Consider the following 10,864-nt stretch of genomic DNA (forward strand, 5'->3'; position numbering starts at 1 on the left):
GTTCAGGATTGTGCGGTGGGCTCCAGCAACTGAGCCCCCGGCCCACGCTCCCCCAACTGATCATCCTGATTACGCAATGGGCACGCCTCCATCGACAAACACCCACAGCCAATACAGCCATTGAGCTTGTCCCGCAGCAGCAACAATTTGTTGATGCGCTCATCCAGATCTTCGCGCCACAACGCTGACAAACGCTCCCAGTCCTTGGCCGTCGGCGTACGCCCATCCGGCAGCGCCTGCAATGCCTCGCCAATGGTGGCCAATGGAATGCCCAAGCGCTGAGCAATCTTGATCACCACTACCCGCCGTAACACATCCCGTGGATAACGCCGCTGATTGCCCGCATTGCGATTGCTTTTGATCAGCCCCTTGGTCTCGTAGAAATGCAGGGCTGTGACCGCCACGCCGCTGCGGGCCGCCAATTGACCGACGGTGAGTTCTTTGTTGAGCATGAAAACTCCAAAACAACGCTTGACCTTGACTTAACTAGAGGTTTTACCCTGCGTGGCATCGAATCGCAAGATTCTGCCTACATAGAAAGGGGAGTGTTCATGCAGGTATCAGAGAAGAGTCGCAGTTTCACTCAACTGATCGAATTCCAGATCGAGCCCCAGCAGCAATTCGCCCTGGTGGCGGCGCTGTCGATTCAAAGCGAGCGACTGGCGCTGGGCCATGGTGGTTTCTTGAGTGCGAGCGTGCAGGTCAGCGAAGACGGGCGACGAGTGCTTAATTACCTGCAATGGCAGTCTCGCGAGGATGGCGAGGCAGCGTTCAGGCGCTTTGAGCAGGGCGAGGAAGATTTCTGGACGTTGATTCGCACCCACCAGGCCACTGCCGTGACCTTCGGTTCGTTCCAGGTGCTGCGCAGTTTCGAGCGCAGCCATGACAACGCGTTGCACTGTCGCCTAAATGGATAGGTGCAGCATCCGCTCGCCTTGCAGGTTTTCGCCTGGCCGGCGCTTGTTGACCGCCAACTCGCCGATCTTGATCAGGCGGGTACGGGTGACGTTGCGGCTCAGGCCCAGCAGGTTGGCGGTGTGCACCTGGTTGTAGTGGCTGAAACGGTAGGCGGCACGCAGCAACGCATCCTCGACTTTTTCGTGCAGGGCGCCGGCCTGTTCTTCAAACAGTTTTTGGAAGGCGCGCGCAAGCAAGGCTTCTGCGCTGTTGTCGGTGCCGTGCTGGCTGTCGTCCTGACGCTCGATGCGCATGTTCGACAGGCGCAGATCGTCCCGTTCGATCACGCCGTTGCGGCAAATCAGCAGGGTGTGGTGGATCACGTTTTCCAGCTCGCGGATATTGCCTGGCCAACTGTAGCTCTTGAGTTTGTGCTCGGCCTCGCGGCTGATGGTGATGGGGCCGTAGCCCAGACGCTGGCTGTAGGCGTCGATAAAGTGCCGGGTCAGTGGCAGCACATCGCCGGGCCGGTCGCGTAGCGGGCTGAGCTCCAGGCTGACCACATCGAGGCGGTAGTAGAGGTCTTCACGAAAATGCCCTGCGTTGATGGCCTTTTCCAGTTGCACGTTGGTCGCGGCCAATACGCGCACGTTAATCGGAATGCTCTTACGCGAACCTAAGCGCACGACTTCACGCTCCTGTAGGACGCGCAGCAGCTTTACCTGGATTGCCATGGGCAAGTCGCCGATCTCGTCGAGGAACAAGGTGCCGCCGTCGGCCTCTTCGAACCAACCCGCCTTGGCACTCAGGGCGCCGGTAAAGGCGCCTTTTTCGTGGCCGAACAGTTCCGCTTCCACCAGGGATTCAGAGAACGCCCCGCAGTTCACTGCCACGAAGGGTCGGTTGCGCCGGGCGCTGAGGTTGTGGATATGCCGAGCCACCAGCTCTTTACCGGTGCCGGTTTCGCCGATGATCAGCACGCTGGCTTCGCTGGGCGCCACTTGCTGGATGTGGTCGAGCAGTGCCTGGGATTTAGGGTCTTCAAACACCTGGGCCGTAGCGCGGATCGAGGTCGCAAGGGCGGGCGAGGGCGGTAGGGTTAAAAGCTGCATGGGCACCTCTTCTTATGAGTAAAACGTTGGGATCGGCAGGGACTGGTTCAACGCCCAATCCCCCAGTTCGTGAAGTTTGTAGTCCACCGGGTCGTGCAGGGTTTGCGTGCGCAAATTGCGCCAGTGCCGGTCCAGGCGCAGCGAGGCGTGGGTGGAGCGTGCGCCGGTGACTTCGAACAGGCGGCTGCACAGGTCCAGGCCCTCGCGCGTGGCGGCGACCTTCGCAGTGGCGATGGCGATCGCCAGTTGGCCGCGTTCGTGCTCACTCAGTGCGGGGCCTTTGGCCCAGGCCTGGTCGAGCAACTCGGCGGCACGCTCTACCAATAGACGCACGCCTTCCAAGGCCACCCAGAACTCGCCGTAGTGATGCAGCACGTAAGGGTCGTTGCGCACCTCGATGGAGGAGGATTTATGCCAGGCGCGGGTTTCGGTCAGGGTGTAGTTGCGGGCTTCTTCAAAGGCGCCTTCGGCAATTCCGAGAAACATATGGGTAAAGGTCAATTGCGCGATCAGCGGGCGCAGGCAGGCAAACGGTGTGCTCAGCGGGCCGGGATCGAGCAGCAACTCCGATTCCTCGACGCGCACCCGTTCGAAGCTGGCGCTGCCGCTGTCGGTCTGGCGCTGGCCGATATTGTTCCAGTCGTTGTGCAGGGTAATGCCGCTGCGGCCACTGGGGATCGCGGCGATCAACAGTTTGCCGCCGGCGGTTTCATCCACTGCCGAAGCGATCAGCATCTCCGAGTCGCTGGCGCCGGAGCAGAAGCTCTTCTTGCCCGAGAACTCGCGCCAGCCGCCAAAATCCTTGACCACGGTGCGTGTGTCCAGCGGGTTAAGGGCGTTGCCCCAGAACCAATTCTTGCGTGCGGTTTGTTCGAACCAGGGTTGCCATTGGTCCGGGCGCGAAAACAGGCGCACGGTGGCGAGCATCAGGTGATGAAAACCGAAGACGTGGGCGATGGAGCTATCGACCTTGGCGAACTCACGCACGATGCCGAGGGTATCGCTCCAGCGTGCGCCGAGGCCGCCGTATTGGGTGGGAATACTCAGGGCCAGCAGGCCACTTTGGCGCAGGGCGTCACGTTCGGCTTTTGGCGTGCCACCGCGCTCGTCGCGCTCGACAGCGGTGAGGGCGAATTCGGCGGCCAGTAGTTTTGCGGTCTGCAAGGGGGAGGGCAGGACGCTGTGGGGTTTGGCTGTCACGCGATGTTCCTCAATAAAAAGGTCAAAAGCCGAGCGCTATCTGATGGGTGATCAAGATCAAGTGTGGGAGCTGGCTTGCCTGCGATGGCTTCACCCCGGTGTTACTGAAGCACCGAGTCGCCTGCATCGCGGGCAAGTCGAATTGTCGCACCGCCGCTCCCACATAAAGCAGTTATCAGCGCATTCAGGATTTATTCGGCAATACATCGTTGGCAATCATTTCGCCAAACGGGCCGGTGAGGTTGGTGATGCCACGGCCGGCAAGGCTGGCATACGGCTCCGGCAGCAGCGGGAACACCAGTTCGGCAAACCGATACGCCTCCTCCAAATGTGGGTAGCCAGAGAAGATGAAGCTCTCGATCCCCAAGTCGGCGTACTCCTTGATGCGCTCCGCCACTTGTTGCGGGTTGCCCACTAGTGCGGTACCAGCACCGCCACGTACCAGACCTACGCCAGCCCACAGATTGGGGGCGATTTCCAGGTTGTCGCGACGCCCGTCGTGCAGGGCGGCCATGCGGCGCTGGCCTTCGGAATCAAAACGCGAGAAAGATTTTTGCGCTGCGGCGATGGTGTCGTCGCTGATGTGTTCGATCAATTTGTCGGCAGCTTTCCAGGCGTCTTCTTCGGTTTCGCGCACGATCACATGCAAGCGGATACCGAACTTCACGGTTCGACCGTGGCGGGCGGCGCGTTCACGCACGTCTGCCAGTTTTTCGGCGACGGCGGCGGGTGGCTCGCCCCAGGTCAGGTAGACGTCCACTTGTTCAGCGGCGAGGTCGTGGGCGGCGTCGGAAGAACCGCCGAAATACAGTGGCGGATAAGGCTTCTGCACGGGTGGGTAAAGGGCCTTGGCATTTTGTACGCGCAGGTGCTTGCCTTCGAAATCTACCGATTCGCCCTGCAACACACGGCGCCAGATCTTGAGAAATTCGTCCGAGACTTCGTAGCGCTCGCTGTGGTCGAGGAAGCTGCCGTCGCCCCGGTTTTCATCGGGGTCGCCGCCGGTCACCACGTTGATCAGCAAGCGGCCATTGGACAGGCGATCCAGGGTGGCCGCCATGCGTGCCGACACCGTGGGCGAGATGATGCCTGGCCGAATCGCCACCAGATAGCGCAGGCGCTCGGTTAGCGGTACCAGGGCCGAGGCGATGACCCAGGAGTCTTCGCACGAGCGCCCGGTAGGAATCAACACGCCGTAGTAGCCCAGGCTGTCAGCCGCCTGGGCGACTTGCTTCAGATAATTGAGGGTGACCGGTCGCGCCCCTTGGGTGGTGCCCAGGTAATGACCGTCGCCATGGGTTGGCAGAAACCAGAAAACATCCATGACAAATCCTTATGCGATTTTCAGCAGAGAAGGGGAGTGCGCAGTAAACAAAGGTGCTGCGCGTTCTGCCGCCAGTTGAATACGGGCTTTCAATAAGTCGTTGGTTATTTGGTAGTCGGTGAAGTCGGCTTCGGTGGCATATACGCCGATCGGCAAGGTCAAGGCCTGGAAGAAGCTGAACAGCGGGCGCAGTTGGTGATCGAGCACCAGCGCATGGCGCTCGCTGCCACCGGTGGCGGCCAGCAGCACCGGCGTATTGATCAGCGCGTTCAGGCCAACCAGGTCAAACAGGTGCTTGAGCAGCCCAGGGTAGGAGCCGCGATACACCGGGGCGGCGACGATCAGCAGGTCGGCCTGTTCAATGGCCAACAGTTGGGTTTCGACGTCGGCGGGCAGTTCATCACGGGACAGTGCACCGCCGAGTGGCCGTGCGATGTCGCCCAGTTCGATCAATGTGGTCTGGATCGGCAGCAATGTAGCCAACTCGGCCAGAATCGCCTGGGTCAGCACCAAGGTATGGGACGGGCGCCAGGTTCCGCCGGAGAGGGCAACGACATTCAGGGGACGGGTCATGAACAGTTCCTTTTTCAACAGTGGTTCGTAGCAGGTGTTGAGCAAGAGCTGTACCAACGGGTGCAGGCCTTGAACGGCGTGAGTTGCAGGCTCACTGCTGAAAAATTCGGCTGTTGTCTGCCTGGTTATTTGTTGAATGACTGTTGCTTGGGCAACAGTTGCGTGGTGAACAGTGTGGGTTCGTGTGAAGCCATTTATAGAGGGTTCTTTTTATTCCGTAAACGAACGTATTTCCATATTTATAGATCATATGGAAATATGAAGGGCTGGCTATCGAGGGTGCTTTAGTGGTTGATAGCAACTATCACGGGAGGTGATTTTTCACTGCGAAGAGGCGGGAGTAGCCTGTGTTCATTGACTTGAAACCCACTTCGCAGAGCCGCCGCCATGAACCGATTCCTTGTTGTTTCTTTATTGTTTGTCACCTCCGTTCTCGCTGGGTGTGCGACCCATCCTTCGCCTGAATTGCGCCCTTATACGGCGGAAGAAACCAAGCAGTTGGCGCTGGAGGCACTGGGCCGTCGCGGCCTGTCGTTTGATGACTATCAACAGCAGCGCGCGGCCTTGATGGGCCAACCGCAGAAGTCCTACGGCTTTGATAACCAGGGCGAGATGAACGCCGAACGCAGCGTGGTGTTGCATGGTCGTCCCAGTTGAGCCTGCGCTCGGTGACAAAAAGCCCGAGGTGTTCCTAACAGAACCTCGGGCTTTTTGTTTTCCATGGCGTGACTTCAGCCTGTTAAGCTCAATTCCAGGAGCGTTCCTACGCACATTTACATCACATGGTCCTTTTTTAATGGCATTCGATCGGTTAAACCTGACGACCTCTGTTTCGGTCGATGCCCCTGAGAGGCTGCTCTCGGGAACCTGCTCTGCGAGTCTTCTAACGTCATGAATAAACGTCCGCTGTATTTCGACTACGCCGCTACTACCCCGGTGGACGAGCGGGTCATCCAGGTGATGGTTGAATGTCTGGGCTTCAATGCCAATTTTGGTAACCCTGCGTCCAGTTCCCATGCGTTCGGCCAAGCGGCCAGGCAAACGGTTGAACAGGCGCGTCGGCAAGTGGCTGAGTTGGTCGGCGCCCAGCCAGAGCAGATCGTCTGGACCTCCGGTGCCACCGAGTCCAACAACCTCGCGATCAAGGGCGTGGCCCAGGCTCGGGGCGTGTCGGGTGGGCATATCATCACCAGTCAGATCGAACACAAAGCTACTCTCGATACCGCGCGGCAACAGCAAGAAGCCGGCGTGGCCGTGACCTACCTGGTGCCGGACGCCGATGGCTTGATCAGCGCCGATGCGGTCAGCCAAGCGTTGCGCGAAGACACCTTCCTGGTGTCGTTGATGCTGGTGAACAACGAACTGGGCACGCTCAATGACATCCCGGCCATCGGCGCGCGCGTGCGTGAACACGGCGCCTTGCTGCATGTGGATGCGGCACAAGGGGCGGGTAAGGTGGCGATCGACCTGGCCGAATGGCCAGTGGATCTGATGTCGTTTTCTGCCCACAAGCTGTACGGCCCCAAAGGCATCGGTGCGTTGTACGTCGGCCCACGGGCACAGCAGAAAGTGTTGGCGCAGATTCACGGCGGTGGTCACGAAGGGGGCTTGCGCTCTGGCACCCTGGCGACTCATCAGATTGCCGGCATGGGCACTGCATTCGCTTTGGCATCGGCGTCTTTTGCTGAAGAAAAAGCGCTGATCGTGGCCCTGCGTCAGCGCCTGCTGGATCAGTTGGAAACGGTTGCAGGCGTGCGCCTTAATGGCAGCGCGACGCAGCGCATTCCACACACCTTGAGCCTTACTTTTGGCGAAGGGGAATTCAACTCCGCTGCATTGAGCGCGGGTATCGCGTTTTCTGCGACCTCGGCCTGCAATTCGGCGAGCAATGCACCGTCCCACGTCCTCTTGGCGTTGGGGCATGACGCACGCAGCGCCGGCCGCACCATTCGCTTGAGCCTGGGCCGGTTTACCACCGAACAGGATATCGATGAGGCGGTGCAGTTGATCAAGGCCGCGCTGGCCAGTGCACCGGCGTTCTGGGCGGTCTGATTCATTTAGCGCAATACATAATAATTATTCGTGGTTAGCAGGAGACACAATGAGTACGCAGCCCTTGACCCATGGAACGGTTCCCCAGCGCTTGGCGCAAACCCGTGAACTGATGAGCCGCGAGGGTATTCATGCCTTGCTGGTGCCGTCGGCCGACCCGCACTTGTCCGAGTACTTGCCGGGTTACTGGCAGGGGCGCCAATGGTTGTCGGGGTTTCATGGGTCGGTGGGCACGCTAATTGTCACCGCCGATTTCGCCGGTGTCTGGGCCGACAGCCGTTACTGGGAACAGGCGACCAAGGAACTCAAGGGCAGCGGCATCGAGTTGGTTAAACTGCTGCCGGGCCAACCCGGCCCGCTGGAGTGGCTGGCCGAGCAGACCCCGCAAGGCGGCGTGGTCGCGGTGGACGGTGCGGTGATGGCGGTTGCATCAGCGCGTACCTTGGGCGGCAAGTTGGCGGAGCGTGGTGCGCGCTTGCGTACCGATATCGATCTGCTGAATCACGTCTGGCAAGACCGTCCGGCGTTGCCGAACCAGCCTATTTATCAACACTTACCGCCGCAGGCGACGGTAAGTCGTGGTGAAAAACTCAGCACATTGCGCGCCAGCCTGAAAGAGAAGGGGGCTGACTGGCATTTCATCGCCACCCTGGATGACATCGCCTGGTTGTTCAACCTGCGTGGCGGTGACGTTTCGTTTAACCCGGTGTTTGTGTCCTTTGCATTGATCAATCAGCAGCAGGCCACGTTGTTTGTGGCGCTGAATAAAGTCGATGCCGAACTGCGTGCGGTGTTGGAACTCGATGGCGTGACGCTGCGTGACTACAGCGAAGTGGCGGACGCGTTGCGCGCTGTGCCGGCGGGTGCCAGCGTGCAAGTTGATCCGGCACGCGTTACCGCCGGTTTGCTGGAGAACCTCGATACAAGCGTCAAATTGATCGAAGGGTTGAACCCGACGACGTTGGCCAAGTCCCGTAAGAGCCTTGCGGATGCAGAGCATATCCGTCAGGCAATGGAGCAGGACGGCGCGGCGTTGTGCGAATTCTTCACCTGGTTGGACAGCGCGCTGGGGCGTGAGCGCATTACCGAGCTGACCATCGATGAGCATCTGACCGCAGCGCGTACCCGTCGCCCAGATTATGTGTCGCTGAGTTTCAACACCATCGCGGCCTACAACGCCAACGGCGCGATGCCTCATTATCACGCGACTGAGCAAGAGCACGCGCTGATCGAGGGGGACGGCTTGTTGCTGATCGACTCGGGCGGCCAATACTTGGGCGGCACTACGGATATCACGCGGATGGTGCCCATCGGTACGCCGAGTGAAGAGCAGAAACGTGACTGCACCCGTGTGCTAAAGGGCGTGATTGCGTTGTCCCGTGCGCATTTCCCTAAAGGGATTCTGTCGCCACTGTTGGACGCCATCGCACGTGCGCCCATCTGGGCCGAAGGCGTGGACTACGGTCACGGTACAGGGCACGGCGTAGGTTATTTCCTCAATGTGCATGAAGGCCCGCAAGTGATCGCCTATCAGGCGGCCGCAGCGCCGCAAACCGCGATGCAGCCGGGGATGATCACCTCCATTGAACCAGGTACGTATCGTCCTGGGCGTTGGGGCGTGCGCATCGAGAACCTGGTGTTGAACCGTGAAGCGGGTAAGACCGAGTTCGGTGAGTTCCTGAAGTTCGAAACGTTGACGTTGTGCCCGATCGACACCCGTTGCCTGCAACCGTCGCTGCTGACGGCAGACGAGCGCGAGTGGTTCAACGCTTACCATGCCGAGGTGCGTGAGCGCCTGAGCCCGTTGCTCAGTGGTGCTGCGTTGGAGTGGTTGCAGGTGCGTACGGCCGCTATCTGATCAGCTGCAATCCGGCGCCCAGAGCAGGGCGTCGGTCACACTCGGTGAACCGTGTCGAAGGCTCTATAGGGAGTAGAGCAGTCAAGAGTGGACTGCTCGGTCGATTATTTACAGATGACGATCATGCTGCGGCTGGTGTAGCCGGCAGGGTTGAGGCCGAAGGGGTAATCCCCTGGTTCTTCGGAATTATCACCAGACTTGGCGATGACCCGATAACCCTTGGCGCCGCACGAATTGGTTGCACTGGTGTAGCACTGGTCCCAGGAAGAGGACAGGCCGGAGCAGTTGATATGCAACCCTTTTTTGCCTCGTTTTACTTCTGTCTTGGTGGTAGCGGCACAGCCAGCAACGGCCAAGACCATCAAAAGTATCAAAATTCGCTTCATTCCTATCCTTAATAGCCACTTCGCAATGCTAGAAGCTGGCCCTACTCGCTCTCGAGTGTAGCGTTCGCGCTGTCCCTGTCGAAATTCTCCATGAATGACATTCGTTTACGGCTTAAACATGGCCTAAATGAGCGGCAAATGCCAGAGCTACATTCAAAGAAGAGTCAATCAGCTGGAACCAGCGGCTTTGACTCGTTATGCATCGTCAGTGTTGCCCCTACGGAGGCCAGGATAATGCACGTGATAGCCAACCATTGCGCCAGGGACAGGTGTTCTTGCAGGAAGAGCAGACCGGAAAGCGCGCCGAATGCGGGCTCTATGCTCATGAGGGTACTGAAGGTGCGGGCCGGTAAGCGTGTCAGCGCGACCATCTCCAGGGTGTAGGGCAATGCGGTGGAAAGAATAGCGACACCGAGGGCGACCGGGATCAATGCGGGAGTCAGTAGTGCGGCGCCTGCATGCATGATGCCGATTGGCGCAACAAACAACGCGGCGATCATCACGCCAAGGGCAGCGGTCTGAACGCCGTTGTCATTACCGGCTTTCTGGCCAAACAGGATGTACAGCGCCCAGCAGATTCCGGCGCCCAATGCGTAGGCTGCTCCGAGTGGGTCGATGCCTTGGCTGGCTTCCCCCATGGGAATCAACAACAACAGGCCAGTGATCGCAAGCGCAATCCAAAGGAAATCGACCGCCCGGCGCGATGCGTAGATGGCTACCGCGAGTGGCCCAGTGAATTCGAGCGCTACCGCAATGCCCAGTGGGACGCTGCGTAAAGACATATAGAAGAGGAAATTCATGCCTCCCAATGCCATCCCGTAGATGATGACAGTGCGCAGCGACTTTGCTGTCAGCTTCGCCCGCCATGGACGCAATAGCAGCAGCATGATCACGCTGGCGAAAATCAGGCGCAGGGCGGTGGTGCCTTGTGCACCTACTATAGGAAACATGCTTTTGGCCAAGGAGGCACCGGACTGGACGGAAGCCATGGCAATCAGCAGCAGGCCAATGGGGAACAGTGCCGGGGCCAGGCTGCGGGAGGAGGTGGTCATCGAGGGGGTGTGTCCAAGGTCATATTGAGAGATGCATCTGGCGCTATCATGCTTAAGTGTTGTGTGTTGAGCAATATATTGCTCAAAAAGCCTTGTGGGCCACCTTATATAGAGAAGAGCGGTGTGTTTTGGCCATATTGATAGAAAACTCGAATTAAAGGTTGACGCCAGATTCTGGAAGCCTATAATTCGCCGCACTTCCGGCGCAGTCGAAACGGAAAACTCCTTGGTAAACAATGAGTTATGCAGTTTTCGGCAGCAGGTTGCTTCAGTTCATCGAGGCGGTCAGGAAGTTGAAAAAGAGGTGTTGACAGCAGCGTGTAACGCTGTAGAATTCGCCTCCCGCTGATGAGAGATCTGAAGCGCAAGTGGTTGAAGTTGTTGAAGAAATCTTCGAAAGCTTCTGAAAA

At 58.9% G+C, this 10,864-nt stretch carries 12 protein-coding genes; 4 read left to right on the plus strand and 8 right to left on the minus strand.

Annotated elements, in window-relative coordinates:
- Positions 1-2 precede the first annotated feature (2 nt).
- Positions 3-452: a redox-sensitive transcriptional activator SoxR gene (gene soxR, locus ICY20_RS05590; RefSeq protein WP_159963162.1), complete on the minus strand. Its 450-nt coding sequence runs from the start codon at positions 450-452 to the stop codon at positions 3-5.
- A 99-nt stretch (positions 453-551) separates the two neighbouring features.
- Between soxR and ICY20_RS05595 the strand changes: the two genes are divergently transcribed.
- Entirely contained in the window at positions 552-917 is a 366-nt protein-coding gene (locus tag ICY20_RS05595) for an antibiotic biosynthesis monooxygenase (RefSeq protein ID WP_159963161.1), read from the plus strand.
- On the opposite strand, the gene ICY20_RS05600 is transcribed toward ICY20_RS05595, so the two are convergent.
- The 4 genes from ICY20_RS05600 to msuE form a co-directional block, all read right to left on the minus strand.
- Positions 906-2,009 (minus strand): sigma-54 interaction domain-containing protein, encoded by a 1,104-nt coding sequence (locus ICY20_RS05600; RefSeq protein ID WP_159963160.1) that lies wholly within the window; start codon positions 2,007-2,009, stop codon positions 906-908. The two genes, ICY20_RS05595 and ICY20_RS05600, sit on opposite strands and share 12 nt — an antisense overlap.
- Before the next feature lie 12 nt (positions 2,010-2,021).
- Positions 2,022-3,209: an acyl-CoA dehydrogenase family protein gene (locus tag ICY20_RS05605; protein ID WP_159963159.1), complete on the minus strand. Its 1,188-nt coding sequence runs from the start codon at positions 3,207-3,209 to the stop codon at positions 2,022-2,024.
- A 184-nt stretch (positions 3,210-3,393) separates the two neighbouring features.
- Positions 3,394-4,533: an FMNH2-dependent alkanesulfonate monooxygenase gene (ssuD, locus tag ICY20_RS05610; RefSeq protein ID WP_194937080.1), complete on the minus strand. Its 1,140-nt coding sequence runs from the start codon at positions 4,531-4,533 to the stop codon at positions 3,394-3,396.
- Between the two features lie 9 nt (positions 4,534-4,542).
- The gene (gene msuE / locus ICY20_RS05615) at positions 4,543-5,106 is read right to left on the minus strand and encodes an FMN reductase (protein WP_194937081.1); all 564 of its coding nucleotides are present in this window, start codon (positions 5,104-5,106) and stop codon (positions 4,543-4,545) included.
- A 387-nt stretch (positions 5,107-5,493) separates the two neighbouring features.
- Between msuE and ICY20_RS05620 the strand changes: the two genes are divergently transcribed.
- The 3 genes from ICY20_RS05620 (at position 5,494) to ICY20_RS05630 (ending at position 9,016) form a co-directional block, all read left to right on the plus strand.
- A complete protein-coding gene (locus ICY20_RS05620; RefSeq protein ID WP_194937082.1) occupies positions 5,494-5,763 on the plus strand; it encodes a hypothetical protein in 270 nt (89 codons plus the stop codon).
- 234 nt (positions 5,764-5,997) lie between these two features.
- On the plus strand, positions 5,998-7,158 hold the full coding sequence (locus ICY20_RS05625; protein ID WP_159963155.1) for a cysteine desulfurase family protein: 1,161 nt from the start codon (positions 5,998-6,000) through the stop codon (positions 7,156-7,158).
- A 49-nt stretch (positions 7,159-7,207) separates the two neighbouring features.
- The gene (locus tag ICY20_RS05630) at positions 7,208-9,016 is read left to right on the plus strand and encodes an aminopeptidase P family protein (RefSeq protein ID WP_159963154.1); all 1,809 of its coding nucleotides are present in this window, start codon (positions 7,208-7,210) and stop codon (positions 9,014-9,016) included.
- 104 nt (positions 9,017-9,120) lie between these two features.
- Here the strand turns inward: ICY20_RS05630 and ICY20_RS05635 are convergent, their stop codons facing one another.
- The 3 genes from ICY20_RS05635 to ICY20_RS28140 form a co-directional block, all read right to left on the minus strand.
- On the minus strand, positions 9,121-9,402 hold the full coding sequence (locus tag ICY20_RS05635) for a hypothetical protein (RefSeq protein WP_159963153.1): 282 nt from the start codon (positions 9,400-9,402) through the stop codon (positions 9,121-9,123).
- 164 nt (positions 9,403-9,566) lie between these two features.
- Complete coding sequence (rhtA, locus tag ICY20_RS05640; RefSeq protein WP_159963152.1) at positions 9,567-10,454, minus strand: threonine/homoserine exporter RhtA; 888 nt, start codon at positions 10,452-10,454, stop codon at positions 9,567-9,569.
- Positions 10,455-10,636: 182 nt separating this feature from the next.
- Positions 10,637-10,864: hypothetical protein (locus ICY20_RS28140; protein ID WP_228758269.1), on the minus strand; the 228-nt coding region annotated here is incomplete at its 5' end.

This window comes from Pseudomonas pisciculturae (assembly GCF_015461805.1).
GTDB classification, from domain to species: domain Bacteria; phylum Pseudomonadota; class Gammaproteobacteria; order Pseudomonadales; family Pseudomonadaceae; genus Aquipseudomonas; species Aquipseudomonas pisciculturae.

Excerpts from the sequence above, each read along its gene's own strand:
- rhtA (WP_159963152.1), bottom strand. The coding sequence starts at position 10,454 with ATGACCACCTCCTCCCGCAGCCTGGCCCCGGCACTGTTCCCCATTGGC.
- ICY20_RS05620 (WP_194937082.1), top strand. The coding sequence starts at position 5,494 with ATGAACCGATTCCTTGTTGTTTCTTTATTGTTTGTCACCTCCGTTCTC.
- ssuD (WP_194937080.1), bottom strand. The coding sequence starts at position 4,533 with ATGGATGTTTTCTGGTTTCTGCCAACCCATGGCGACGGTCATTACCTG.
- soxR (WP_159963162.1), bottom strand. The coding sequence starts at position 452 with ATGCTCAACAAAGAACTCACCGTCGGTCAATTGGCGGCCCGCAGCGGC.
- ICY20_RS05595 (WP_159963161.1), top strand. The coding sequence starts at position 552 with ATGCAGGTATCAGAGAAGAGTCGCAGTTTCACTCAACTGATCGAATTC.
- ICY20_RS05600 (WP_159963160.1), bottom strand. The coding sequence starts at position 2,009 with ATGCAGCTTTTAACCCTACCGCCCTCGCCCGCCCTTGCGACCTCGATC.
- ICY20_RS05625 (WP_159963155.1), top strand. The coding sequence starts at position 5,998 with ATGAATAAACGTCCGCTGTATTTCGACTACGCCGCTACTACCCCGGTG.
- ICY20_RS05630 (WP_159963154.1), top strand. The coding sequence starts at position 7,208 with ATGAGTACGCAGCCCTTGACCCATGGAACGGTTCCCCAGCGCTTGGCG.
- msuE (WP_194937081.1), bottom strand. The coding sequence starts at position 5,106 with ATGACCCGTCCCCTGAATGTCGTTGCCCTCTCCGGCGGAACCTGGCGC.
- ICY20_RS05635 (WP_159963153.1), bottom strand. The coding sequence starts at position 9,402 with ATGAAGCGAATTTTGATACTTTTGATGGTCTTGGCCGTTGCTGGCTGT.